This window comes from Synechococcus sp. PCC 7336 (assembly GCF_000332275.1).
In the GTDB taxonomy this organism is placed as follows: Bacteria; Cyanobacteriota; Cyanobacteriia; order Thermostichales; family PCC-7336; genus PCC-7336.
In genome coordinates, this window is sequence record NZ_CM001776.1 from 92972 (window position 1) to 116232 (window position 23261).

General features: G+C 53.7%; 25 protein-coding genes. 14 read left to right on the forward strand and 11 right to left on the reverse strand.

The window, feature by feature from the left end:
• Positions 1 to 238 precede the first annotated feature (238 nt).
• Positions 239 to 727, forward strand: a complete 489-nt coding sequence (locus tag SYN7336_RS00475; protein WP_017323944.1) for a hypothetical protein — start codon at positions 239 to 241, stop codon at positions 725 to 727.
• 313 nt (positions 728 to 1040) lie between these two features.
• Positions 1041 to 2546, forward strand: coding sequence for an NAD-dependent succinate-semialdehyde dehydrogenase (locus SYN7336_RS00480; protein WP_017323945.1), 1506 nt, complete (start codon positions 1041 to 1043; stop codon positions 2544 to 2546).
• Positions 2547 to 2962: 416 nt separating this feature from the next.
• Here the strand turns inward: SYN7336_RS00480 and SYN7336_RS30295 are convergent, their stop codons facing one another.
• Positions 2963 to 3685, reverse strand: coding sequence for a hypothetical protein (locus SYN7336_RS30295; protein WP_017323947.1), 723 nt, complete (start codon positions 3683 to 3685; stop codon positions 2963 to 2965).
• A 128-nt stretch (positions 3686 to 3813) separates the two neighbouring features.
• Here SYN7336_RS30295 and mutL point away from each other — a divergent pair, with 128 nt between their 5' ends.
• Entirely contained in the window at positions 3814 to 5583 is a 1770-nt protein-coding gene (gene mutL, locus SYN7336_RS23795; protein WP_017323948.1) for a DNA mismatch repair endonuclease MutL, read from the forward strand.
• A 263-nt stretch (positions 5584 to 5846) separates the two neighbouring features.
• Complete coding sequence (locus SYN7336_RS00505) at positions 5847 to 6665, forward strand: DUF502 domain-containing protein (protein ID WP_227498572.1); 819 nt, start codon at positions 5847 to 5849, stop codon at positions 6663 to 6665.
• Positions 6666 to 6706: 41 nt separating this feature from the next.
• Here SYN7336_RS00505 and SYN7336_RS00510 read toward each other — a convergent pair whose 3' ends face one another.
• The 6 genes from SYN7336_RS00510 to SYN7336_RS00535 all read right to left on the reverse strand — a co-directional run bounded on the left by SYN7336_RS00510 (position 6707) and on the right by SYN7336_RS00535 (position 12033).
• The gene (locus SYN7336_RS00510; protein WP_017323951.1) at positions 6707 to 7201 is read right to left on the reverse strand and encodes a hypothetical protein; all 495 of its coding nucleotides are present in this window, start codon (positions 7199 to 7201) and stop codon (positions 6707 to 6709) included.
• 33 nt (positions 7202 to 7234) lie between these two features.
• Positions 7235 to 8041: an ATP-binding cassette domain-containing protein gene (locus SYN7336_RS00515; RefSeq protein ID WP_017323952.1), complete on the reverse strand. Its 807-nt coding sequence runs from the start codon at positions 8039 to 8041 to the stop codon at positions 7235 to 7237.
• The gene (devC, locus tag SYN7336_RS00520; protein ID WP_017323953.1) at positions 8041 to 9207 is read right to left on the reverse strand and encodes an ABC transporter permease DevC; all 1167 of its coding nucleotides are present in this window, start codon (positions 9205 to 9207) and stop codon (positions 8041 to 8043) included. Before devC (SYN7336_RS00520) ends, SYN7336_RS00515 begins: the two co-directional genes overlap by 1 nt.
• Positions 9207 to 10349: an ABC transporter permease DevC gene (gene devC / locus SYN7336_RS00525; RefSeq protein ID WP_017323954.1), complete on the reverse strand. Its 1143-nt coding sequence runs from the start codon at positions 10347 to 10349 to the stop codon at positions 9207 to 9209. Before devC (SYN7336_RS00525) ends, devC (SYN7336_RS00520) begins: the two co-directional genes overlap by 1 nt.
• Complete coding sequence (locus tag SYN7336_RS00530; protein ID WP_017323955.1) at positions 10346 to 11593, reverse strand: HlyD family efflux transporter periplasmic adaptor subunit; 1248 nt, start codon at positions 11591 to 11593, stop codon at positions 10346 to 10348. Before SYN7336_RS00530 ends, devC (SYN7336_RS00525) begins: the two co-directional genes overlap by 4 nt.
• 215 nt (positions 11594 to 11808) lie before the next feature.
• A complete protein-coding gene (locus tag SYN7336_RS00535) occupies positions 11809 to 12033 on the reverse strand; it encodes a hypothetical protein (protein ID WP_017323956.1) in 225 nt (74 codons plus the stop codon).
• A 675-nt stretch (positions 12034 to 12708) separates the two neighbouring features.
• Here SYN7336_RS00535 and hemL point away from each other — a divergent pair.
• Positions 12709 to 14013: a glutamate-1-semialdehyde 2,1-aminomutase gene (gene hemL / locus SYN7336_RS00540; RefSeq protein ID WP_369791892.1), complete on the forward strand. Its 1305-nt coding sequence runs from the start codon at positions 12709 to 12711 to the stop codon at positions 14011 to 14013.
• A 102-nt stretch (positions 14014 to 14115) separates the two neighbouring features.
• Here hemL and SYN7336_RS00545 read toward each other — a convergent pair whose 3' ends face one another.
• On the reverse strand, positions 14116 to 14844 hold the full coding sequence (locus tag SYN7336_RS00545) for a pentapeptide repeat-containing protein (protein WP_017323958.1): 729 nt from the start codon (positions 14842 to 14844) through the stop codon (positions 14116 to 14118).
• A gap of 235 nt (positions 14845 to 15079) precedes the next feature.
• Here SYN7336_RS00545 and SYN7336_RS00550 point away from each other — a divergent pair, with 235 nt between their 5' ends.
• The 4 genes from SYN7336_RS00550 (at position 15080) to SYN7336_RS00565 (ending at position 16854) form a co-directional block, all read left to right on the forward strand.
• Positions 15080 to 15334 carry a hypothetical protein gene (locus tag SYN7336_RS00550; RefSeq protein ID WP_017323959.1) on the forward strand — a complete coding sequence of 85 codons (255 nt, stop codon included), beginning with the start codon at positions 15080 to 15082 and terminating at the stop codon, positions 15332 to 15334.
• A gap of 51 nt (positions 15335 to 15385) precedes the next feature.
• Entirely contained in the window at positions 15386 to 15514 is a 129-nt protein-coding gene (locus SYN7336_RS32565; RefSeq protein ID WP_017323960.1) for a hypothetical protein, read from the forward strand.
• 97 nt (positions 15515 to 15611) lie between these two features.
• Positions 15612 to 16298 (forward strand): bifunctional phosphoribosyl-AMP cyclohydrolase/phosphoribosyl-ATP diphosphatase HisIE, encoded by a 687-nt coding sequence (gene hisIE, locus SYN7336_RS00560; RefSeq protein ID WP_017323961.1) that lies wholly within the window; start codon positions 15612 to 15614, stop codon positions 16296 to 16298.
• Positions 16267 to 16854 carry a DUF1997 domain-containing protein gene (locus SYN7336_RS00565; protein WP_017323962.1) on the forward strand — a complete coding sequence of 196 codons (588 nt, stop codon included), beginning with the start codon at positions 16267 to 16269 and terminating at the stop codon, positions 16852 to 16854. Before hisIE ends, SYN7336_RS00565 begins: the two co-directional genes overlap by 32 nt.
• A 37-nt stretch (positions 16855 to 16891) precedes the next feature.
• Here the strand turns inward: SYN7336_RS00565 and SYN7336_RS00570 are convergent, their stop codons facing one another.
• Complete coding sequence (locus tag SYN7336_RS00570; RefSeq protein ID WP_017323963.1) at positions 16892 to 17569, reverse strand: hypothetical protein; 678 nt, start codon at positions 17567 to 17569, stop codon at positions 16892 to 16894.
• A 273-nt stretch (positions 17570 to 17842) separates the two neighbouring features.
• Between SYN7336_RS00570 and SYN7336_RS00575 the strand changes: the two genes are divergently transcribed.
• Together SYN7336_RS00575 and SYN7336_RS30300 are read left to right on the forward strand one after the other, a co-directional pair.
• The gene (locus tag SYN7336_RS00575) at positions 17843 to 18022 is read left to right on the forward strand and encodes an NblA/ycf18 family protein (RefSeq protein WP_017323964.1); all 180 of its coding nucleotides are present in this window, start codon (positions 17843 to 17845) and stop codon (positions 18020 to 18022) included.
• Positions 18023 to 18523: 501 nt separating this feature from the next.
• Positions 18524 to 18685: a hypothetical protein gene (locus tag SYN7336_RS30300; protein ID WP_156819952.1), complete on the forward strand. Its 162-nt coding sequence runs from the start codon at positions 18524 to 18526 to the stop codon at positions 18683 to 18685.
• Between the two features lie 90 nt (positions 18686 to 18775).
• On the opposite strand, the gene SYN7336_RS00580 is transcribed toward SYN7336_RS30300, so the two are convergent.
• Positions 18776 to 19510 carry a response regulator transcription factor gene (locus tag SYN7336_RS00580; RefSeq protein ID WP_017323965.1) on the reverse strand — a complete coding sequence of 245 codons (735 nt, stop codon included), beginning with the start codon at positions 19508 to 19510 and terminating at the stop codon, positions 18776 to 18778.
• A 327-nt stretch (positions 19511 to 19837) separates the two neighbouring features.
• On the opposite strand from SYN7336_RS00580, the gene SYN7336_RS00585 reads away from it, so the two are divergent.
• From SYN7336_RS00585 to trxA, 3 genes are all read left to right on the forward strand, one after another.
• Positions 19838 to 21178 (forward strand): aminotransferase class I/II-fold pyridoxal phosphate-dependent enzyme, encoded by a 1341-nt coding sequence (locus SYN7336_RS00585; RefSeq protein WP_156819953.1) that lies wholly within the window; start codon positions 19838 to 19840, stop codon positions 21176 to 21178.
• A 163-nt stretch (positions 21179 to 21341) separates the two neighbouring features.
• Positions 21342 to 21998 carry a peroxiredoxin-like family protein gene (locus tag SYN7336_RS00590; protein ID WP_017323967.1) on the forward strand — a complete coding sequence of 219 codons (657 nt, stop codon included), beginning with the start codon at positions 21342 to 21344 and terminating at the stop codon, positions 21996 to 21998.
• Between the two features lie 71 nt (positions 21999 to 22069).
• Positions 22070 to 22435, forward strand: a complete 366-nt coding sequence (gene trxA / locus SYN7336_RS00595; RefSeq protein WP_017323968.1) for a thioredoxin — start codon at positions 22070 to 22072, stop codon at positions 22433 to 22435.
• Positions 22436 to 22587: 152 nt separating this feature from the next.
• On the opposite strand, the gene SYN7336_RS00600 is transcribed toward trxA, so the two are convergent.
• Positions 22588 to 23220, reverse strand: a complete 633-nt coding sequence (locus SYN7336_RS00600; protein ID WP_017323969.1) for a tRNA-(ms[2]io[6]A)-hydroxylase — start codon at positions 23218 to 23220, stop codon at positions 22588 to 22590.
• Positions 23221 to 23261: the final 41 nt, after the last annotated feature.

Here is a 23261-nt window from a genome sequence, read left to right on the forward strand (position 1 = left end):
GTTCTTTTAGTGTATATATGAGTCGAAATTAAAGTTTGAGTAAGTATTCTAGGCAGCAAGTCGAGCGGTGGCCTCATACTATCTTCATGCTTGTGCTGGCTCCGGCAGTCGTTCTTGTTAGCCATACAACCTGAACTCTGTATTCCTGCTAGCTATACTCACTTAACTTTACTTGGCGACGCAGACATGGCCTGGGTTTGGAGTGGCCTGACAGCAACGATAGATAGAGGACATTCTCATGCAAGATCTATTGGTGAGTCCAGCATTCGTGACAAAAGAGCAGAAGGCTCATATTGATTCTTCTGATTTGAGGGGGAAGCAAATTTTTCACTTGTCTTTATCAGCTCTCAACCTCAACGATATTCGTCAGTTTTATGAATCAAACTTCGAGTGTCAGGTGAGGCGGGTCACCAAAACTGGCAAAGGGATGCATATTAACTTCTTCGGGCATCAGCTCACATTTATGGAAGTGACGCCAGAAAGACACAATCAAGTGGTCGAGCAAAACGAGCATGGTTCTCCCCTCGTTCATTTCGGTACAGCCTTGCCCTATCCCCTTTGGCTCAGCATTAAAGATCGCTTAGAAGAAAATAATGTCCTGTTTTGTGTCAAACCTCACTTAAAGTTTAAGGGGGAAAAACACGAACACTATGCAATGTTTGTCAAGGATCCTTCCGGCAACGCAATTGAAATAAAAAGTTTTACGGCCACAAAAGACTGGCTATGAACTGCGTCTAGGCTGAAAACTATAGTTTTGAGGAGATGACGACTAGTAACCCATCTCACGAACGTTGTCGATCGCTCGTTTGCCATCTAACCCCCCTAGAATGGGGGATTTAGATGGCTGAGTGCAAGGTATATCGAGTAGTTCTCTAGGAGTACCACACTATATTCAATCGATTTTGTTCCATATCGAACAGATTTTGTTCCAAAAGTAAAGAGAAAATGGAAGCCGGAAGACTGAGCGAGTTGAGGTATCGATAGCTCTACCAGCTTGCGACAGGCGAAACAATCCACAACTCAAACCGAGGAAGCAACTTATGCGGCAAGTGATAGAAAAGGACCGGATTGAGAAGATCGCTTTCGCCCCACTTCAGAATGCTGCCAAAAAGCTCTACATTGGCGGCCAATGGGTGGATGCAGAAGCTGGGCGCACGTTTGAGGTGAGCGATCCTGCTGCGGGAGAGTCAATTGCTGAAGTTGCGGACGGTGGGGGGGCTGAAACCGAGCAGGCAATTGAAGCCGCTCGTATAGCGTTTAAAGAATGGGCAGCCATGCCAGCCAAGCAACGCGGTAAGCTCTTGAGCGAGGTTCAGAGTACCCTGCAAGAGCGGGCGGACGAGATTGCCAAGATTGTGACTCTGGAGAATGGCAAACCGTTTGCCGAAGCTCGGGGAGAAGTCAATTTTTCGCTGGGTTACTTTAGCTGGTTTGCAGAAGAAGCTCGCCGAGCCTATGGAAACCTCGTTCCTTCTCCTTTTCCGAACAAGAGGCTGTGGGTGCAATCTCAGCCATTGGGGGTGGTGGGAGCCATTACCCCTTGGAACTTCCCGGCAGCAATGGTGGTGCGGAAAATTGCCCCAGCTTTAGCGGCTGGATGCACGGTAGTGCTCAAGCCTGCAGAGGACACACCTCTGACTGCGCTGGCGATCGCCAAAGCCTGCCACGATGCCGGCCTGCCGCCGGGGGTCTTTAATGTGGTGACGGGGAAGAATCCCCGCCCGATTTCGGCAGCGATGCTCGACAGTCCTGCCGTGCAGAAAATTGGCTTCACCGGGTCTACCGAGGTGGGCAAACTGCTGATGGAGCAAGCCGCCAAGTCACTCAAGCGCGTTTCCTTCGAACTGGGTGGCAACGCGCCTTTCATTGTGTTTGACGATGCCGATCTAGAAGCAGCGGTAGCGGGGGCGATCGCCATGAAGTTTCTGCGGGTGGGAGGACAATCCTGCATCTGTGCCAATCGGATCTACGTGCAGGAAAGCATCGCCGAGCGGTTCATTGCTGCATTTATCGAGAAGGCTAAAGCCCTCAAACTCGGGACGGGATTCGAGCCAGGTATGCAGATCGGTCCCCTCATCAGCGAGCGCGCGTGCGAAAACATTCACAGCTTGGTGGAAGACGCCATTTCTCGCGGAGCTGAGGTTGCGTTAGGCGCTGCTTATTTAAACGAGGGCAATTATGCCCGAGGTACCTTTTATGCGCCTACGGTGCTGCTCAATGTCGAAGACAATTGGCCGATTTGCCAGCAAGAGATCTTCGGTCCCGTCGCCCCCATTATGACGTTTCAGTCGGAGGAAGAAGCGATCGCCAGAGCCAACAATACAACCTACGGCTTGGCTGGATATGTATATACTCGCGATTTGGGTCGGGTGATACGAGTCACAGAAGCGCTTGAATATGGCTTGTTGGGGGTGAATGATGCTGCCGGATACACCCACGAAATTCCATTTGGCGGATTTAAGGAATCCGGTCTGGGTCGCGAGGGGGGCCGAGAGGGCCTGAAGGAATATATGGAGACGAAATCCATCGTCGTGAATCTCTCTTGACTTCAGTTTGACAACTGACTGTTCCCTAACCCCTTGCCCCAATTCTGATACGAGTGGGTTTGACGAGGCGCTCTCGGCGAACCCGAGCTGACTGTTCCCTAACCCCTTGCCCCAATTCTGATACTGCTGGCCAATTTAACATTTAGAAATATTGGCATGGTGCAAGTCCTCTGCATGGCCCTCACCCCCGGCCCCTCTCCCAAGTTTGGGAGAGGGGAGAAACAGCCGAAAATCCTTACGGGGCCTTGTTCCCCTGCCCCCAAAGTTGGGGGTAGGGGTTAGGGGAAGGGGGCCACAGGCATCTAGACAAATGGCCAATGTTTCGGAATATGAATTTCGCCAGCAGCATCAATTCTGGGACAGGGGGTTCTCGACAAAAAGATGGGGCTCTCAGCGATCGCGGGAGCACGATCGACCTATTGCAATAACCGAAAAGACCCGAGAAACTGCGGCACGGCCTCAGTTTCTGTCTGCCGTATCAACTGGCTGCCAGCCAAGACATAAAGGTGTTTGCCGACGACATAGGTGTGGAAGGTCATGCGCTCGCCGTTGCCTTCGAGCTGGAATTCGCGGGCGGGGTAGGACTCGAACTTGAAAGGGCGATCGCCGACTAATTCAAAGTCAGTCCGGGCAATAATGCCCTCGCGAATTTGCGCGAGTAAGTTCTCCAGTCGCTCTGGAGGAACCACATCATTCACTGTCGTATAGGCAGCCAAAAAGCGGGAGGAGGGTAGGTTTGCAGCTACTACATCAAAGTCTAAGGAGCCCACCGAAGTTTCCAATGTGGTAGTTTCCTCGCTCATCACCCCCTGCGGCATCCAAATACCAAACCCCGCATCCCGAAACAGCAGCGGCTGCCACTGCAGCAATTCGTCCTTAATAATCAGGACTGCTTCGGGTTCCTGTTCCTCTAGGCGGCGGAGTTCTTCCTCCATCTGCCGAACGCCATCTTCAAAAAAATCGGGCCGGTCTTGAATGAGTGGATCGGGAAGTTGGGCCAATACAGAGTCTTGCTGGGATGAGTCGGCAATTGGGCCAGACCGAGCGGGGCGATCTCCTGACACTCCCCAGGCACTGGTGGCAATAGCAGTGACGACGACTAGCCGCAAGACAAACTGAATGCTGCACGATTGAGTCATAATCCCTTCATTCGACCTCCGATGGGAGTACTGTCAGGCTAACAAAAACAATCTGACAGCGGGAATGGAACAGGCAAGCCTCCCATTCCGCCGATTACCATAAGCAAGCAACCTCGAACTCCAGTCCCATGAGTGCCATTCGTCCGCTACCCCGATCGACCGTCAAGTTAATGGCGGCGGGGGAGGCGATCGATTCGCTCGCAGCAGCGGTGCGGGAGTTGATTGAGAATGCCGTGGATGCAGGAGCCTCGCGCATTGCCATTCAAGTGTGGCCGGAGAGATGGACAGCGAGCGTGACAGATAACGGCTGCGGCATTGTGGCCGAAGAGCTGCCCAGTGCAGCATTGACCTATTCCACCAGCAAACTGAAGGTTCCGAGCAATTGGCAACAGGTGACGACGTTGGGCTTTCGTGGCGAAGCGCTGCACAGCTTAGCTCGGGTCAGCCGCCTCAGCATCCGCACCTATGCCCGCACCGACGAGCACGGCTGGCTGGTCACCTATAACCGCGATGGCAAACTGGAGAGCTTACAACCGGCAGCGGCAGCTCGCGGTACGACGGTTAAAGTTGAGGATCTATTCGATAATTGGCCCGCTCGCCGTCAGACATTGGGCGATCGCGCCAACGAACTGCGCCGCGTCACCGAAGTCATCCACGCTGCCGCCTTGGCCTATCCCCAGATCGGCTGGTCCCTAGCGATCGACGATAAACCCAGCTTCAATCTTTGGGCCGGGGAAACGGCTGCCGATATCCTCCTGCAGATTGTGCGGCGGCTGGAGCGATCGCAGCTAGCCCACTCAGACACTCCAGGACCGTTCCCCGGAGATTGCCTCGAAGTCACTCTCGGCTTGCCCGATCGCTACCATCGCCCCCGCCCCGATTGGATACGCGTCGCCGTCAACGGACGGTTCGTGCGCCTGCAACCCCTCGTGCGCGCTATCCAAGCCGCATTTCGCCGCACGCTTCCCCGCGATCGCCATCCCCTCTGCCTGGTCCACCTGCACGTTGCTCCCGAGTGGGTGGACTGGAATCGCCATCCGGCTAAAACCGAGCTGTATTTGCAGCACCTAGACCGCTATCGAGAAGCAGTGCAGGCAGCCATTGCGGCACTCTTGACCGAATGCGAACCGACGGCCTCCGAGCGATCGCGCCAGTTTCTACGCTCTCGACAGCAGACTTCTAGCAGCGCGAAAGAAGCTACTGCCACCTACGCTCCCCTCGAATCGACAGTTGTGCTGGCCCAATTGCAAAACACTTACATTTTGGTGGAGACTGCTCGCGGCTTGTGGCTGGTGGAGCAGCACGTTGCCCACGAACGGGTGCGTTACGAAGCTCTGCAGCAGGAATGGAACCTGGCAAACATCGACGAGCCGATTTTGCTCGCAGACTTAGGTGAGACTCAGTTGGCGCAACTGAAACAGTTGGGCTTAGAGCCAGAGCCGTTTGGCGATCGCCACTGGGCCGTCCGCCATCTTCCCCGTCTATTAATTGACGAGCCCGATCCCGCCACTGCCCTGCAAGACTTGAGCCACTGCGCCGATCTCGATGCCGCCCGCGTCACCCTAGCCTGTCGTACCGCCATCCGTAACGGCACCCCCCTCGATCGCCCTCAAATGGAGCAGCTCGTCCGACAGTGGCAAGCCAGTCAAAATCCCCACACCTGTCCCCACGGCAGACCCACCTACCTGGCTCTGAACGAATCGGACCTATCGCGCTTTTTCCGGCGGAACTGGACGGTGTGCAGCCAAACCTGGGGAACTGGGGGCCGAGTACAGGGGAAGTTGGGCGATCGCCTCAGTCGCGACATTCGCAGCCGCAAGACCCCCTCGGGAACAGTAGGGGATCGCTCTCTATCCGACCGCAGCCCCAACAATTCGATCTCCCAATCCTCTGACTGAACAAAGGCTAGGGGGTTGACTTTACAAAATTTCATAAAAATCTAGAATGGAGAGAGATACGGGCTCGAATTGCTGGCGACAAGTTGATTCGCAGCAATGGATGTGTGCCGGTGCGGGTTGCGAGCCCCTCCCGCTAGAATGCCAGCAATCTGCTGGTTGGCTGTTTGCCCAGTGCAAGTAGTGCGCTCGATCTCCATGATGAGTACGACTATTTTGTGGCAGGGTATACATAAGACAAGGGTTAAAAGCGTCTGGATCGCTATATGTTGCCTATGTGGGAAAACTTAAAGCACCGTGCCAAAAACTACTTTGTCGCTGGTTTGCTCACGGTCATTCCTTTGGCCACCACTATTTGGTTAGTGGTGGAGGTGGCAACTCGCAGTATCAAACTACTGACCGCTATCCCCAAGCAGTTCAACCCACTTCAAGGAACTCACCCACTCTTAGCCAACGCCCTCGAAATTAGCGTTGGGTTTGTGGCCCCCATTCTGTTTATCTTGCTGATTGGATTTATGGCCCGCAATATTGTGGGTCAGTGGCTACTGAACGCGAGCGAACGGCTGCTGCACGCAATCCCGGTGGCTGGCGCACTCTACAAAACTCTCAAACAGCTTTTAACCACATTGTTCTCCGCCCGGGGCAAGCAATACAGCAAGGTGGTGTTAGTCGAATATCCCCGTAAGGATGCTTGGTCGCTAGGATTTGTCACGGGGGATTTTGAGGCCACGTTGGGGCAGGAAGCCGCTTTTCCAGATGAGTGGTTGAGTGTGTTTGTGCCGACGACGCCAAACCCCACTTCGGGCTGGTATGCGATTGTTAGAGCCTCCGATACCATTGCCCTCAACATGCCTGTGGAAGATGCCTTCAAACTATTGATATCGGGTGGCATTGTCAGGCCAAACTCCTTCCAAACGAGCTTACAGAGGGTTTCGAGAACCCCGGTGAATTTACAAGATTTGGTGGAAGAAGAGGTGAAGCGCGAATCGCAGCCGTTCACTTTACCCCCTCGGGAAGACAAGGAATTGGTCGAGTTGCAGTTTGGCGATCGCGAGAGCGATTCCACTCGAATGGATCTGAGTTAATGCCCCAAACTGGTACTGGCGGTTCGAGGATTCAGCGAACTCTACAGCGGCACTGAAGCGCGATCGATCGCCCTCAGCCCGCCAAATTTTTCGGCAATGATGTCATCGTAAGTATCGGCGATGGTGGCGACGGAGAGGATGCAGGTTTGCAGCTCCACTAAAGCCATGTTTTCGCCCCCCAGTACGCTTTCGGCAAACACGACATTTTTGCTCTCGTCGAGGTGAAATGCCCCAAACCGCATGCGGCGGTTTTCGTGCAAGAGATATTGCATTAGGTCAGCATCCATCGAGCTGCCGATGGTCACGCAACTGGCAGCCCGCACGATCGCCATCTCGGAGTCTTCCCAAGGATGCACCTCCCAAGGCAACACCTCCACCTCCACCATGGTGGACTCGTACAGCAGATCGAATTTAGGGCGATCGCGCACCGCCCGCATGGCACCGAGAAAGAGACGCGAGTTGAAGAGATAATCGGCCACTTTTCGGTAGGTCGACGCTTGCGTGCTGTTGGCAAAGGCAATGGCGAGTTCTGACATTTTGCTGGGATATTGGGCGGGTTCGATGCGGAATTACAGGATGAACATGCGGCGATCGAGGGAAATGGGATCGTGGGTTTTGACAAAGTGCTCTAGACTGTCGTCCGATTCGAGGCTGCCGTCGATCAGGTTGACGATGCGATCGGCCACGTCCAAGATGCGGTTGTCGTGGGTCACCATCAAGATGGTGCAATCCCGCTCTTTGGCTAATTGCTGCATCAGGGTAACCACCTCTCGACCCGAATCCTTATCCAATGCTGCTGTGGGTTCGTCAGCCAGGATGAGACGGGGTTGATTGACGAGGGCGCGGGCGATCGCCACCCGTTGCTTTTGCCCCCCCGACAGAGATTTCGGCTTGTAGTCCACCCGATCGGCCAGCCCCAGTTGGCTCAACATCTCCACCGCCAGTTGCCGTTTTCGATCGCGATCGCGGGTCAATTCCACCGCCATTTGGACGTTTTGGGCAGCCGTGAGGGATTCGAATAAATTGTGACCCTGAAAAATAAAGCCAATATTGCGACGCACGTCCACCAGTTGGGCTTTGTTCAGCCCCACCAACTCGCGCCCCAACACCTGCAAACTTCCCTCCCGGGCACTGCGCAGGCCGCCAATAAGGGTGAGTAGAGTGGTTTTCCCCGATCCCGAGGGACCGGTCATGATGACAATTTGGCCCTTGGGCAGGTCGAGCGAGATGTCGTGGAGCACCTGCTTGCGCAACTCTCTCTGACCGAAATAGAAATTGAGCTGGCGAATGCTGACGGCGCAATGCTCTCGATTGGACTCGTCTAGCACGACCTCCGATCGCTCGGGTGCTTGGCGCACAACGGTGGGTACATCCATCAACCAAATACCTCTGCCGGATCGGTGGCCTGAACTCTGCGCAGGGCGATCGCCCCCGAGATCGAACACATCACAAACGTTGACAGCAACATGCCCAGCGCTCGACTGACATTCATTTGCATGATTAAACCCGTTGCGTTAGACGCCAGTTGGTACAACCCCATGCTAGCCACCAAACCCGGAATATATCCCATCACCGATAGCAGCAATGCCTCTTGCAGAATGACCCCAAACAAAAAGGAATTGTTATAGCCGATCGCCTTGAGGGTGGCATATTCCGTCCAGTGGTCGGCCACATCGGTATACAAAATCTGATAGACGAGAATCACCCCAACTGCAAATCCCATCGCGGTAAGCAGGCCGAACACGAAGCCAATATTGGTATTTTCCTGCCAGTAGGTCACCTCTCGCTGGGCAAAGTCTGCCATGCTCAATACCGTGACATCTGGAGGCAATCCCTGCTGCAGCGATCGCACTAAGGCATCCACATCGGCACTGGGGGCGACTTTTAACACCCCCACATCCACCGTATTGAGGGTGCGGTTCTCCACTTCGGGGCCTTGAATGGCGAAATACCGCAAGAAGTTGGTATCGCTCATGAGGAGATTGCCATTGCCAGCAGCGAAATCGGTACCGAGGTTGAAGGTGCCCACGACGGTGACGCGGCGCTCGGCCAGCTCGGTCTCCAGTCCAACAACTTTAGGACCCACCTCGGGGCGGGCTTTGAGATCCATCATCACCGTCTCGGGCATGCGCAGCGCCTCCACACGCTCCTTCACTTCAGGCAGGAGCAGCACGGGATCGTTGAGATTGAAGGCAATAGCTCGCAGGCGGCGGGTGCGACCCGTTTCTGGATTTTTCCAGGCTGCGCCCACTTCCAGATAAACGGGATAGGCGGCTTCGATGCCTTCGTAGGCAAGGGCTTGGTAGAGGCGGTTGCGAGCAAACTGCTCGGGCACAAACATGTTCTCTTTGATGCGGCTGACGATGGCAATTTCGCCATTCAAGACTTTGTGCAATTGCACTTGGCTGTCGTAGAGGGCATTGCGGAACCCCCTGAAGACAAACATCAAAATGACCGCAAAGGCCACCCCCGCCAAGGCCACAAATAGGCGACGGCGTTCGTAGGTGAGGTTGTACCAAGCGAGAGGCGTGCGCTGTGCCATCAAAACACCTCCGCCGGGTCTGCCGAAACGACCTTTTGCAAAGAAATACAGGCCGAGATCGCACACATGCCGATCGTCAAGAGGAAGACGAAGATGGCCCGATCGCTATTCATCCCAATCGGCAATGTCCCATCTGTTGCCTTCAAGGTGAGCTGATACAACCCCAAGGACAGTAAAAATCCCGGTACGTATCCCAGCCCTCCCAGAATGGCAGCCTCTTGCAGCACAACGCCAAATAAGTAGGTGTCGCCATAGCCCATCGCTTTGAGGGTGGCGTATTCGGGCAGGCGATCGCTAATATCCGCGTAGAGAATCTGATACACGATCACGGCCCCCACCACCAGAGACACCGCCACCCCCATGCCGAAAATAAACCCAGTGGAGGTGGTATTAATCCAAAAGGAGCGCTCCCGCTCGACCATTTCTGTCTGGGTAAACACCTCGACATCCTGAGGCAAGATCTGCCGCAGTCGATCCCGCACTTGCACCGGATCGGCCCCCTCAGCCAGAGCAATCACCCCGAGATCGATTAAATCGAGGGGGCGGCGTTCGAAATAGCGACGAAAGTTGGTGTCGCTCACCATGACGGTACCATCTGCCGCAAAGCCTCCCCCGAGGGAGTACTGACCGCCAATGGTGACGCGCCGATTGTCCACCTCCGTTTGGGTGCCGACAGCGGTGGGGCCGAACTCCGAGCGCGAGCGCAAATCCATCAAGACCGTATTGGGCTGCACCAAAGCAACCAAATTCTCGGGTTGGGAGAGTTCCGGTAGGGCAAAGAGGCGATCGTTGGGGTTGATGCCAAAGAAGAACATTGCCCGACTGATGCCGGTCTCGGGGTTGCGCCACTGCAAATAGCCCACATAGAGGGGCATTGTCTCTTCTACCCCTGCAATGCCAGCAGCCTCGTACAAGCGTTCGAGGGGAAAGGGTTTGGCGGTGCTGATTTCGGGGGTGAGGGGAGAAATTAGAAAAACGTCGCCGTTCATGCGGGTATATAGTTGCGAAGCGGTGGTGGACAGCGCCCCCAAAAAGCCCAAGTTCATAAAAACGAGTAGAACGGCAAACGCTACCCCAGCCGCCGCGACGACTAGGCGCGATCGCTCGTGGATCAAATTCAACCAGGCTAGAGGGGTTCTCACGATTCGCTTGCTAGATTGGGTTCGCCTGAATCTGAGGTACTGGCTCCGGTTGTTCCCCCAGATGGGCTTGCACTTGCTGCCAGCTCGATTCGCACATCCACTTGCAGATTGGTCAGGGCCGCCACCCGATCGCTGTCGTCGATCCGAATTTTGACTTCCACCACCCGAGAGTCCGCGTTGGCGGCCGGATCGTCATCGAGCACGTCATTTTTAAAAATCTGCCAGCCAACCTGCTCGACTGTTCCCTCCAAGGGGCGATCGAAGGCACCATTGCGACTGCTGACGGTGGCCGGTTGACCCTGCCGGACTAGAGACACGTCGGTTTCGTACACTTCCGCCACCGCATACATTTGGCTGGTGTCGCCCAAATCCACAATGCCGTCTTCAGCGGCGATCGCCTCTCCCGCTTTGGTCAACACCTGCAAAATTCGCCCCGTTTGCGGTGCCCGAATAATCGTGCGCTCCAATCGCGCTTCTGCCAACTCTAAGTTGCGGCGGGCCGACTCGACTGCCACCTTTACCTGCGCTAGCTCTAAGTCAGCGCGGGCAGCTCTGAGCTGGGCTCGGGCATTCGACATGTCAGTTTCGCGGGCAGTTTGCAACTGCACCAGCAACGCCCGAGCATTATTGATCTGCTCGTTGAATTGAGCCACTGTAGTCTGCTGCCGTTCCAGCTCCTGTTTAGAAATTGCCCCTTCGGCAAACAACCTCTCAAACCGCCTCAGATCGTCTTCTTCCTGCTTTAACTCCGCTTCCAATTCGCGCACGGCGGCAGCCCGAGCTTCAATTTCAAAAGCGGCAGGGCGATCCACTTGCTCCAATCGCGTAATGGCCTCTTGCACCCTCGCCCGACCCAGTTCAATTTCTGCAGCCAGTTCAATTTCTGCTTCCGCCAACTGGCTAGCGGCCAAATCCCGTTCGGACTGGCGCTCTCGATATGTCTCTAGATACGCAATGACGCCATTGCTTTCTATCCAGTCCCCTTGAGCCACCTCCAGTCGAGCGATTCGCTCTCCGGTTGGACCGCTGACCCGTATCACTTCTCCCCTCGGTTCCAGCCGTCCCAAAGCCACCACAGCGACTCGACGGGGCAGTTGTTCTGTAGGAGGGACAGGATTTAAGGGATCGCCTGCCACCTCGGCCCGACGTAAACGAGCCACACCCACTACGAGTAGAACTACTGCTAGCGCACTAGCGGCGATCGCCAGCATCCAGCCTCGTCCAAACTGCTTGGAGATATCCATACTTGCTCCAGCTCGCCTCGTTCGATCTTTAGGCCCCGTTGGAACTGAGGAGGTGCGCCATTGTGCAACAGCAAGCTCCTACAACAGCACTGGAGTTTAATTGTAGTCAACAAATCTTAAAAGTTACTTAACCGAAGGAGCAGAGACTGGCGATCGAGGTGTTGAGAGTCATCGCCAATCCCGCTTTAGAACTCGATACTTTGCCACACCACATCTCACTCCCCTTCTACCGCTAATAAAGTTCCTTCTCGCAAAACGGCTTGGGCTAGATTTAGCGCAAAAACTTGGCGTTCCCAACTAGCGCTTGCCTCTGCTTGTTGCAACATTCGGGCAAGTTGTGCTTGTGTTTTAGCGTAGCCATAGAGTGCGTGTAGAATCTCCTCAAAACTATGCTGCTCTAGTAACTGAAAAACTGTTGTTTCCACTCGTTCGTCTAGCATTGCTATGAATCCCTCTCGAAGCGATGGAGCGATCGCCTACCGCAATTCCCTTGCCAACTCGGACGAGTGAGTCATTCAGCACAGAGATCGCTGCGCTGCCCTGCGATCGGGAACAGAAGATGCGTTTGGTTCGCTCAAAAATCCATCGTCACCCTAGCTTAAGTTTCCCAATTTCATAAAAAGTTTTTTTCTTAAATTTCATGTGAATCTTAAAGTCCTAAAAAAGCTATCGATTTTCCGTTTGAATCAGACAAATTAAAGACATAGATTGTGTCCGCCCTAACTCCTAAGTAACAAAAACAACAGGAATGAATTCTCTATGAAGATCTTACGTTTCTTCGTAAAGCATCCTCATGTTGGGCACAAAAATAGCGTATAAAATTAAATAAAACGATTTTATTTAACAAATAATCGAGAATAGCCTGTCATTAACAATCTGAGAAGCATCATCCGCCTGCAGTCTATGTACCTCGGCATCAATTCCGAGCGGCCATCCATCTGAGTTGGAGGAGGTCGCAGTCATTCCCCTCAGGCCGAATTGGCCACAACAGCATCAGGTGCTTAACGCAAGTCCACAATTGCCTCGATCCACAAGCACTACAATGGGAATCGGCTTTTGCCCGCCCCATCAATATCAGTCCTCATAGCCTTCATAGACAGACTCTTGTACAGGAGATCGTAGTGATTGCAAGCACGTTTAAAACAACTGAGTCACAAAAAATTTTTGCAGCCGCCCAATCCCTCATGCCCGGTGGCGTTAGCTCCCCCGTTCGCGCCTTTAAGTCGGTGGGGGGAGACCCGATCGTGTTCGATCGCGTCAAAGACGCTTATATCTGGGATGTGGATGGCAATCAATATATCGACTACGTGGGCACCTGGGGACCGGCGATCGTCGGTCACGCCCATCCCGAAGTGCTCGCCGCACTGCATGCTGCCCTCGACAAAGGCACCAGCTTTGGCGCGCCCTGCCTGTTGGAAAATCAATTAGCCGAAATGGTGATTGAAGCGGTTCCCAGCGTTGAGATGGTGCGGTTTGTCAACTCCGGCACCGAAGCCTGCATGTCAGTCTTGCGTCTGATGCGGGCCTTCACCCACCGCGACAAAATCGTCAAATTCAAGGGCAATTACCACGGCCACGCCGATATGTTCTTAGTGGAAGCCGGTTCCGGCGTCGCCACTTTGGGGCTGCCCAACTCCCCTGGCGTCACCGCCGCGACCGCTGCTGACACCCTCACTGCCCCCTACAACGACCTCGCGGCAGTCGAAGCACTGTTCGAAGCCTATCCCGGCCAAATTTCTGGAGTCATTCTAGAGCCGATGGTGGGGAATGCAGGGTGCATCGCGCCTGCCCCAGGATTCTTGCAGGGGCTGCGGGATATGACTCGCAAGTACGATGCCCTGCTGGTATTTGACGAAGTCATGACAGGCTTCCGGTTGGCCTATGGCGGCGCTCAAGAACGCTACGGCGTCACCCCCGACCTGACGACAATGGGGAAAGTCATTGGCGGCGGTTTGCCCGTTGGAGCCTATGGCGGTCGCGCTGACATCATGGGCATGGTGGCTCCTGCAGGCCCTATGTACCAAGCGGGGACACTATCCGGCAATCCCTTAGCGATGACGGCTGGTATTGCAACACTGGAAATTCTCAAGCGCCCCGGCACCTACGAGTTCCTGCACAACGCCAGTCAAACAGTGGCTGAGGGGTTGGTGGCGGCTGCCCGAGCTGCCGGTCACGAAGCCTGCGGCCAATCTGCGGGCGGTATGTTTGGCTTCTTCTTCAATCCCGGCCCCGTTAATCGCTTCGACGATGCCAAGCGGTCAGATACGGAGAAGTTCAGCCGCTTCCACCGCGCCATGTTGGAGGCAGGTGTCTATCTAGCTCCCTCTCAGTTCGAGGCGGGTTTCACCTCTTTAGCCCACACCGACTCGCTCGTCGAGCAAACATTGGCGGTGGCAAAAGAGGTCTTTGCAACCCTCTGAAATCGTCTCTTCGGTGTTGGATTGAGGCGATCGCTCCCTGAGTTTGTTCGCAACAGGACTCAATCGGCTGTCGACCTCGAAGGTTAGCAGTCCTAGCAGCTCTCAGGCCACCTTGCGCATGCCAGCCCGCTCGGGGCTGAAGCTGGGATTGAAGCGGGTCTCTCCGTCGTAGACTGCTTCTGTGAGATTGACAGTCTTGAGATCGGTAAAATGGGTGCTGTCTTGCTCCAGAATCGCTTCCCGCAGATCGGCCCGACTGAGATCGGCCCCATTCAGCACCACCATGACCAGAATGGTTCCTCGCAGGTCGGCTCGCTCTAAGATCGAGGCCGAAAGATTGCCCTGAAATAAGTTAGCACCGCGCAAATTGGCTCGACTGAGATCGACATTTTTGATTTGGGCTCGCCTTAAATCTGCCCTGCCCAAGGTCGCGCCTTTGAGATCGGCCCCATCTAAAACCGCTTCTGTCAAATTTGCCTCGCTGAGATTGGCTCCCCACATCACAGCCCCCTTGAAGTTGACTGCCGTGAAATTTGCCCCCACCATCTCGGCCCCGCAGAGGCTGACGCCAAACAAGTTGGCATAGCTGAAGTTACCCCCCGTTAAACTGGCACCGCTGATTTCGGCCATCGCTAAATTGGCGCGCACCAGACTGGTGTCGGTCAAATTGGCGCGACAGAGTTCCGCACCGGTTAGATTCGCCCCATCCAGTTTGGCTCCACTCAAGTCGACTCCGCGCAAATCTGCTTCAGGGAGCTCGATCCCTTGGAAATCCCGCTCGCCTAAAATATATCGCTCAACCAGATTGGCTACATTCCGATCGCCAGACACGCACCCTACTCCCGTTCAATGGAGATCGCCTTAGTGGCGAAATTGTCTTTCATGGTTTGGCACACACCACAGGCAGGGGAATTGCAAACTATGGCTCACTCTGCCAACCGACTTTACTCTGCCCGTCAGATAAAGACTTCCTGACAAGCAGGACAAAACTGGTCTTAGGGCTCAGATAGTTGCGATCGCGATCGCAACTCCTCCGAGATCGCGATCGCTGAGCATCGAGCTGAAATTGGCGATTCTGACAGTGTTGGATGGGCAAATGACCGTGACTTTAGGAACGATTGCGAAACAGGCGTTGCAGGCCAAAGTTCTAACCCTGCAACAGGAAGCCGAAATTCAGGCGGTGTTGTGGGAAGAGGAGATGGCGATCGCCGCCACTGACGATCGGATAGCTCTGATGGCTTTGATCGTGGCAGTACGAGCGGGGGAAGTCAGGAAAACTTCTCGTCTGTTTCGATTTAGCGATAGCCCGCCGCCCCATTAAAGCTGCCCCATTAAAATGGACGGCTACCCAGCGGGGATAGCAATACCTGCGATGGTTTTGCCACAGTGGCAACTCCCCCTACCGAGAAATCTGCTCGAACAGTGGGCGATCGCTCCCATTCTGCCGCGACAGTTCGTTACAATTTGGATTGTGTTGCAATATTTCTCAGAAATTGAGTAGCAGGTGCATCGCCATTGGACCTGCGCGCCTACAAACCCCAGCCGGGTGTTATGGATAGTACAGCATGACCGTATCGCCAGCCTCGAACACACCCGCTATGGAGATATCCACTCGGGACCTATCTGCAGCGGCAGCATCGGCTATCTCAGCAGTACTCGACAGTCTGGCCTTTGACGATCGCGGCTTAATTCCGACTGTCGTACAAGACTATCTCGACGGCACCGTCTTGATGGTGGCCTGGATGAATCGGGAGTCATTGCACAAAACCCTCCAGACTGGGGAAACCTGGTTTTGGAGCCGATCTCGCCAGGAACTTTGGCATAAGGGGGCAACCTCCGGCCACATCCAACGGGTGCAGCAATTGCGCTATGACTGCGATCGCGACACATTGTTAGTCGTAGTGGAGCAGGTGGGCGATATTGCCTGCCATACAGGAGCGCGCAGTTGCTTCTTTACCCCTCTGCCGCGAACAGGCGAATCGAGTGCCACTCAGGAGATTGCAACGGCTGCCGATACTCTGTCTCAGGTATTTGCTGTCATCAAAGACCGTCAAGTCAACCCTCGCCCTAACTCTTACACCAACCAGCTGTTCGAGCAGGGAGATAATAGTATCCTCAAAAAGCTCGGCGAAGAAACTGCCGAAGTTGTGATGGCCGTTAAAGACCGCGATCCTGACGAGATCGCTGGGGAAATGGCCGATCTTTGGTATCACTGCCTTGTCGCATTGGCCCATCACCAAGTAGATCTAACGGATGTCTATCGCAAGCTCCAAAACCGTCGCTAAAGACGACGCAATCGATCGCCAACAACTCCAGGTACTGGTCAATCAGGCGGGGGAGGTCGATATGGCCACCGCAATCCAGCCCCTGGCAGAGTATTTGCGCGATCATCCTAACTGGATCGATCGCTGTTTCAAGCCTCTGACAGTCACGCCTCTCTCCGAGGCCAGTTACCGGTTGCAGTTTTTCCGCATGGGGGGACTGGGGTTCGAGCTGGAACCTCACTTCGGTATCCAAATTGGTTCTGAGAATGACACCCTGTTTTATCTCGACTCGATCGAATTACCGGGCGATGCCGAATGCCCTTACCAGGTAAACTGCCATTCGGAGTTTCGCCTAGAGGAGCGCCAAGAAAAGAATGCCCCCATCACTCGCGTGTACTGGACCCTTCACCTCGATATTGTGGTGCAGTTGCCCAAGTTTTTGCAGGTACTCCCTCGCAAGCGGGTCAAGTCGGTGGCAGAGGGCCTTGTCAGCGGCGTCGCGCGCCGCATGTGCGATCGCCTCACCCACAATATTTGCAAAGATTATGCCAAACATATCGGCCATACGGACGCGTGAAGGAAACTCCCCAACATCGTCAAAGCAGCCTAACGATCTAAGCCGTGTAGGCTTCACTGGCGGCAGCCAGAAGGCGATCGCGCCCCGCATCCATCACCTTTTTCCCCTGCAGCTCGCCCGTATTTGCCCCCGGACAGATCCAAGCGGGGGCAGGGGCGGGAATGACATCGAGTAATTTGCCGACATTGCGCAGTTGTCGGGGCCAATGAAAGGTTTTGGCTTGACGCAGGGGATTCAGTCGACCGCCGGCGTCGGGCAAGAGGTGGCGTCCTGAAAACAAAACGCCCCCGAGGTCGGCATAGAAAACACAGCTGGAGCCGGGGGTATGGCCGGGGGTCCAAATGAATTGGATGTCTGGAGCGAGATCGAGGCGATCGCCAAAGGTTAATAGTCTCAGGTGGGGGAGCAGGTAAGCCTCCTGTTCTTGCACGACTACATCGCAATCAAACCGCTTTGCGATCTTCGCCACAGAGCTGGTGCTGGCGGCAGGCGATCCGATGGCAGTGCGGTGGGTGAGGGCGATCCAGCGAACGCCCCCCAATTGGGCTAGGCGATCGCACACCTGTGGCGTGGCTGCCGGACAATCGACCAACAGATTGGCAAAGGTTGATGAATGGCGATCGCGGCGCACGAGCGCGTAAGCTGTTCCCCCTAAAGATTCGCGGTTGGGTCGAAAGGCATAGATATTGGGCAGGACTTCGGTATCGAGAGACATGGGGCACTTGGGGCAGGGCTCGGACTTCATGTTAGGACATCAGTCCTCCTGTACCCATCTTTACTCTCCTGTACCCATCTTTACTCTGAAGGAGTACAGTCCAACCGCGAGTATTGTGTAAATTATTGTTACGCTTCTTGGAGATAGCTTGACTTCTTCCTGTTTGTATTGGTTGATTCTTTTTTCGGTTTGGATTTGGGGTTCTATAGTTGAAATTGATGCTCGATCCTTGCATCGATTGATGAAACCAGCCAGTTGAAGAGGTGATGAGTCATGGAATCTTCCACCAGTTTGAGTATGGAACAGCAGTTTCAACTGCAGCTCCTGCACCGAGATGTCAAAAAAATGAATCGAGAGCAGGCTCAGGAATTCTTGATGGAGCTGCTGCAACAAATGATGCTGAAAGACAACGCGATCGCGCAGATGTTTAAAGGAAGAAGCCCAGCAACCTAGTCTTGCAGCCTAACCAAAGCGTACTTTTCGATATAAAACAACGCGAATCTGAGTCTAAAGCCCGGAGGGGAGTGCCGTGCTGGACCTCGAATGGTTCCTGCACTAGTGGGCTGAGAACATTCCCAAGACTTAACCACAAGCCAATATCTATGGTAAAGACTGGCAACATTTGTCACTCGAAATCGATGCTGCACAACGTCAGTTCGATAAGTGTCAGGCCCCTATCCCTTCGCCCCTTCCCCCCTCGCGAAGCGTGGCGTCAGCCGTAATTCTGGGGGAAGGGGAACAGAACCGTAGATTGCGGGTTTGAGGCTGTTGCTCCCCTCTCCCAAGTTTGGGAGAGGGGCCGGGGGTGAGGGCAATGCAGAGCTATCGAACTCAGGTTGCACAATCGATTTCGGTCGATCCCTCTCTGTCTAATTGTGCTTTGTCAGGCCGATGTTTTTCTGAATTTGTGAGGCCAAGTCGATGAACGATTTCAGTGCTGTCCCAACAAACCCAATGAGAGCGTCCCCTGCTCCGCCTGCAGTCAGCTCTCGCGGTCCCGGATTAATCTACGTTAAGGCTTGGATGTTCCGAGCCCATCAGATTTCCCATCCCGAACCTTGCCTCAAGCCTATCCGCAAAGCATGCAAGTGGTGGCATCCGCTACACCACAAGTAGTCCAAAGGCTCGCCACCCCCTACTGCTCTTCACCCCTCACTCCGATCGGCGATCGCGGCAAACAAAAGTCGAGCAACGACAACAGGAAGCTCAGTCGAAGAATAAGTCAGGATCGCCTTCGAGTGCGATAGTGTATTCAAAATTGCCCGGACCCACATTCTGCTCCAGCGTCCTCATAATTGCTTCCGCATCGTCATAAGGACCGGCGAAATAGAAGGGCTTGCCATCCCTGCCGCACTCAATCGGATTTTGGCCGTCCCACTCCCCCAAATGAGCGCGGCAGGCTTCGAAATCTGGATGGGGTTTCAGCCCCAGCCCTGCAGCATACTGCTCGGCACCGAAGACAATTGCCTGTGCTTGCGCCAAACTAATGCGCTGAGGCTTGTCCTCAGAGGCAGCGTAAACGAGTTTGAGATAGTGCGTATATTCATCCCCATTCAATTGTTTGGGTCCCATTGCATCTTTCACTCCCAGACACCAATAATCCACGAGATAGTTGCAAACCACAAACCGGTTATAACCGGGCTTGCGCGCCACCAGAACCACAGCTAATCCCGATCCTGCCTCGTCTGCTTTCTTGTTCTTACGGGCAAACCGCTTGCCTTCGGAACCAAACAGAGCTTCAGCCGTGTTGCTAGCGACCCAGCAGTCTGCGATCGGGGCCAGACCCCTCGCATCGGCGTTGGAGATCGCGCTTTCTCGAGCTTGGGCTTGCACCACCCCTTTTACCTCCGCTACCCGCAAGCCCAATTTGCGGGCAATTTGTTTGGGCGAGAGGCCCAAAGCCCTCAAGTTAGCAATCTCTCGTTCCTGTTCCGGTTGCATCGCGCTATCTCCATCTTGGCTCGGGTTTCTTCTGAGGCTACATCAGAGATCGTTGAGGGGTTAGCGAACTTGAGAAGTCACTAACAAATAAATGTGTAAGTCCTTATTCTAGCCCCAGGGTAGCTTTGCCTCGAGCGGCAATTATCAAGCTGTACCGTTCAAACCCTTCACTAAGATTTTTGATTTGAGAGTCATCTTTTCAGATTAACGCTCGGAAGATAAGCAATTCTACCTACTTTTAAGCGAGCGATCCTAGGAAAATCCGATTGAATTCAGATTGAATTTAGAAAACCACCCCAATGTCGCGCTCGAGAGATGGCTCTAAAGATGCAAAGTAACTCTTCTGATTCCTTAAACTCGTTAGCTCTACTCAAAAAGCAACTGAACTCTCAGGGAGTTCATAGTTTTGAAGCGATCGCGGAAGCGCTATACCAACAAAAACAACGCCAAAGTCAAGCGGGCCTCTATTCCCAAGATAGATTCACCCAGACCGGTAGCGATTGTGAGGCTGTCGTCATTTCTCCCTCCACTGGCGAGTCGGTTAACTGTATTTTGTGGTGCATCAATCACTACCTGGGATTGAACAGAAATCCTAGAGTCATCGATCGCGCTCGCGAGGCGATCGCGCAATTTGGCACTGGCTGCGGTACATCTGCCCTTTCTGGCGGCATGAGTGCTCTCCACAAAGCAGTCGAAGCTCGGCTGGCACAGTTGGTTGGCAAAGAGCGTGCGATCTTATTCCCAACTGGATATACGACTAATTTGGGCGTTCTTTCCGCACTACCGGGGAAGCATGATTTTCTACTCTTCGATCGCGAAGCTCATGCCTCGATTATTGATGGCGTCAAGTTGTCGGGACGAAAATTTTCTTCTTTTCGCCATAACTCTATTGACGATCTAGAGCGAAAACTCAGACGATATCGAGAACAATATGACAATATCATCGTTATTGTTGAGTCTGCCTACTCTATGAGCGGAGATCTAGCACCGCTAAAAGAAATTGTGAGCCTCAAGCAAACGTATGATTTCCATCTCTACGTCGATGAAGCTCATACGTTTGGTTTGTATGGAAAGGATGGTGCCGGATACTGCCAGGAGCTCGGCATTACCGACTCGGTTGACTTTATTATGTCCACTCTATCGAAAGCAACTGCTTCCATTGGGGGATTCATTGCCTGTAAGGCCAAATACATTCCTTTACTGGAATGGTGCGCGAATTCTTTTATTTTCCAAGCCAGCTTAACTCCTGGCGATGCAGCAACAATTTTGGCTGCTCTCGATGAATTGGCAGATCGTCCCAGTTTGCGGACGCAACTACACGCAAAAAATGCCTACATGAGGCAAAAACTCCTATCTATAGGGTTTAATCTGGGCAATAGTCAGAGCCCGATCGTGCCTATTTTCATTCCAGATCCAGAGAAGCTTTTGCAATTTAACAAAGAGCTATTCGAACGAGGGATCTTCTCTGTATCAATTGTCTATCCGGCTGTAAAACCTGCAGAAGGTCGGCTTCGCTTTATTTTGAATGCCTCGCATACCTACGAGCAAATCGATCGCACGCTCGACGCTCTCGCACACTTGGGCAAAAAGTACGGCCTTATTAGTCCTAAAACTAGCAGCAGGGAATGGCTCTCACTAGCGCCATCCCAAATTGCTCTAGCAAGCTAATCGCACTTGAACAAAGGTAGATATTCTTATGAACCAATACCCATTATTTCTCAATCGCTTTGCTTGGGAGCCCTTCGAATGAGCTCTTGAAGCATTCAAATATCCGATTGAATTATTTCCTCGATTAGAATCGCTTCCATTTACACCTACAAAGGAGATTGTCATGAGCCTAACCGAACAATTATCTGCCCAAGCAGCCCAATATCGCGCTCAATTGCCAGATGAGGTATTAGAAAAAATGGCTCGCACCACTGCCGATCTAGCAGTATCTGGAATCGTAGATCGCAGCCTCAAAGCAGGCGATCGCGCCTCCAACTTCACTCTCCCTAACGCTGTGGGGAAAGACGTGCAACTGAGTGAGCTGTTAGCTGATGGACCCGTTGTTTTAAGCTTCTATCGAGGTCAGTGGTGCCCCTACTGCAACTTAGAATTGCGGGCCTTGCAAGAAGCTTTGCCAGACATAACTGCTGCTGGCGCCAATCTAGTAGCAATTTCGCCCCAAACCCCCGATCGCTCGCTGTCTACCGTCGAGAAAAACGAATTGACATTTGAAGTTCTGAGCGACGTGGGCAATCGTGTTGCTCGCCAATACGGTCTAGTCTTCACTTTGCCTGAAGAGTTACGTCCTATCTATGCCAGCTTTGGTATCGATGTCCCCGCCCACAATGGCGACGAAACCTTTGAATTGCCCCTTGCTGCCACCTATGTCATTGCGCCTAATGGCATCATTGCCCATGCCTTCATCAACGCGGATTACAAGCAACGCCTCGAACCCGCGAATATCATCGCAGTTCTAAAGGCTCTTGCAGTAGCTGCTTGAAGATTTCCATCTTTCCCGAGTGCGAGAAAGTATTGCTGACGTTTCACCCACTCACCATTAGGAGAAAATCTATGTTTGCACCGATAACCTCTACACCGATCGAGCTAACTGACAATACCTTTGCTACTGAAGTTCTCGATAACGCCCTCCCCGTTTTAGTCGAGTTTTGGGCTCCTTGGTGTGCGTCCTGTCGCGCTATTTCCCCTGTCATTGACGAGCTAGCAATGAAGTTTGACGGACGTCTCAAAGTGGCCGCGATGGATATTGAAGAATATGAGGAAGTTGCGACGGAATACAACATCAGTACGATTCCCACACTCGCAATTTTCCAGAACGGTCGCGAAGTCGAGCGCATCCAAGGGCTGCAGTCCAAGAAGGTGATAACGGACAAGATTGTGGCTGCCATTGACTCCTCCGCACCGAACTCTGCGGCCTAGCAAGCGAGGTTGAGCTAACGCTTCACAGAGGCAACCGCATCCTGCCGTCTCGAGCAGCCCCCTGCTTGTGGCGGCGCGCAGCTATTTTGTTCGTAGAGGGCGATCGCTCGACTGCCAGTCGAGCATCAAGTAACCGTGCAAACTTCGACGAGCTAGCTGTGAATTCTGGGTTCGGGATGCAAGCTGGAGAGAATCTCGCTTTCCACAGCCGCTAATGCTGTGAGGCGAGCATTGACAACTGGGCGCTCGAAATAGGTGTCGGCTAGCACCCAGTAAATGCCGTAATGTCGCGCCTCGGATGCCATCAAGCCGCGATAAAACGCAGCCAATTCTGGCTCGGGACAATATTGTCCCAATAAGCCCAATCGCTCGTGACTGCGAGCTTCAATTAAGCCGCAAACGAGCAAAAAGTCGAGCATGCGCTCGGGTTCTTGGCGACGCACCTGCGCTTTTAACTTGCCACCGTAGGGGGGCGCATTTAGGGGTGCCAGCGATATGCCGCGCTTGTCTAACCAGCCATTAACTTGCTCGAAATGTTCCAGCTCTTCGCGGGCGATCGCCGTCAGCATGCGCACCAGTTTTGCACTGGAGGGATAGCGAAACATGAGATTGAGGGCGGCACTGGCAGCTTTGCGCTCGCAATGGGAATGATCGAGCAGAATTGTGTCTAGGTTGGCGATCGCCTGTTCCACCCACCCGCTGCGCGTAGGCTGCAGTAAAAATCGAATGCGGGAATCGACTTCGGGATGCGATCGCTCGATCGAGACAGTCACGGGTTCATCCATTCAAGTCTTGCCAGTCCAGCCTAAACTACTTTCGAGGCGGC

Coding starts and splice junctions, on each gene's coding strand:
- SYN7336_RS00475 (WP_017323944.1), top strand. CDS start 239: ATGCAAGATCTATTGGTGAGTCCAGCATTCGTGACAAAAGAGCAGAAG.
- SYN7336_RS00480 (WP_017323945.1), top strand. CDS start 1,041: ATGCGGCAAGTGATAGAAAAGGACCGGATTGAGAAGATCGCTTTCGCC.
- SYN7336_RS30295 (WP_017323947.1), bottom strand. CDS start 3,685: ATGACTCAATCGTGCAGCATTCAGTTTGTCTTGCGGCTAGTCGTCGTC.
- mutL (WP_017323948.1), top strand. CDS start 3,814: ATGAGTGCCATTCGTCCGCTACCCCGATCGACCGTCAAGTTAATGGCG.
- SYN7336_RS00505 (WP_227498572.1), top strand. CDS start 5,847: ATGTTGCCTATGTGGGAAAACTTAAAGCACCGTGCCAAAAACTACTTT.
- SYN7336_RS00510 (WP_017323951.1), bottom strand. CDS start 7,201: ATGTCAGAACTCGCCATTGCCTTTGCCAACAGCACGCAAGCGTCGACC.
- SYN7336_RS00515 (WP_017323952.1), bottom strand. CDS start 8,041: ATGGATGTACCCACCGTTGTGCGCCAAGCACCCGAGCGATCGGAGGTC.
- devC (WP_017323953.1), bottom strand. CDS start 9,207: ATGGCACAGCGCACGCCTCTCGCTTGGTACAACCTCACCTACGAACGC.
- SYN7336_RS00530 (WP_017323955.1), bottom strand. CDS start 11,593: ATGGATATCTCCAAGCAGTTTGGACGAGGCTGGATGCTGGCGATCGCC.
- SYN7336_RS00535 (WP_017323956.1), bottom strand. CDS start 12,033: ATGCTAGACGAACGAGTGGAAACAACAGTTTTTCAGTTACTAGAGCAG.
- SYN7336_RS32565 (WP_017323960.1), top strand. CDS start 15,386: ATGGTTTTGCCACAGTGGCAACTCCCCCTACCGAGAAATCTGCTCGAA.
- hisIE (WP_017323961.1), top strand. CDS start 15,612: ATGGAGATATCCACTCGGGACCTATCTGCAGCGGCAGCATCGGCTATC.
- SYN7336_RS00565 (WP_017323962.1), top strand. CDS start 16,267: ATGTCTATCGCAAGCTCCAAAACCGTCGCTAAAGACGACGCAATCGAT.
- SYN7336_RS00570 (WP_017323963.1), bottom strand. CDS start 17,569: ATGTCTCTCGATACCGAAGTCCTGCCCAATATCTATGCCTTTCGACCC.
- SYN7336_RS00575 (WP_017323964.1), top strand. CDS start 17,843: ATGGAATCTTCCACCAGTTTGAGTATGGAACAGCAGTTTCAACTGCAG.
- SYN7336_RS30300 (WP_156819952.1), top strand. CDS start 18,524: ATGAGAGCGTCCCCTGCTCCGCCTGCAGTCAGCTCTCGCGGTCCCGGA.
- SYN7336_RS00580 (WP_017323965.1), bottom strand. CDS start 19,510: ATGCAACCGGAACAGGAACGAGAGATTGCTAACTTGAGGGCTTTGGGC.
- SYN7336_RS00585 (WP_156819953.1), top strand. CDS start 19,838: ATGCAAAGTAACTCTTCTGATTCCTTAAACTCGTTAGCTCTACTCAAA.
- SYN7336_RS00590 (WP_017323967.1), top strand. CDS start 21,342: ATGAGCCTAACCGAACAATTATCTGCCCAAGCAGCCCAATATCGCGCT.
- trxA (WP_017323968.1), top strand. CDS start 22,070: ATGTTTGCACCGATAACCTCTACACCGATCGAGCTAACTGACAATACC.
- SYN7336_RS00600 (WP_017323969.1), bottom strand. CDS start 23,220: ATGGATGAACCCGTGACTGTCTCGATCGAGCGATCGCATCCCGAAGTC.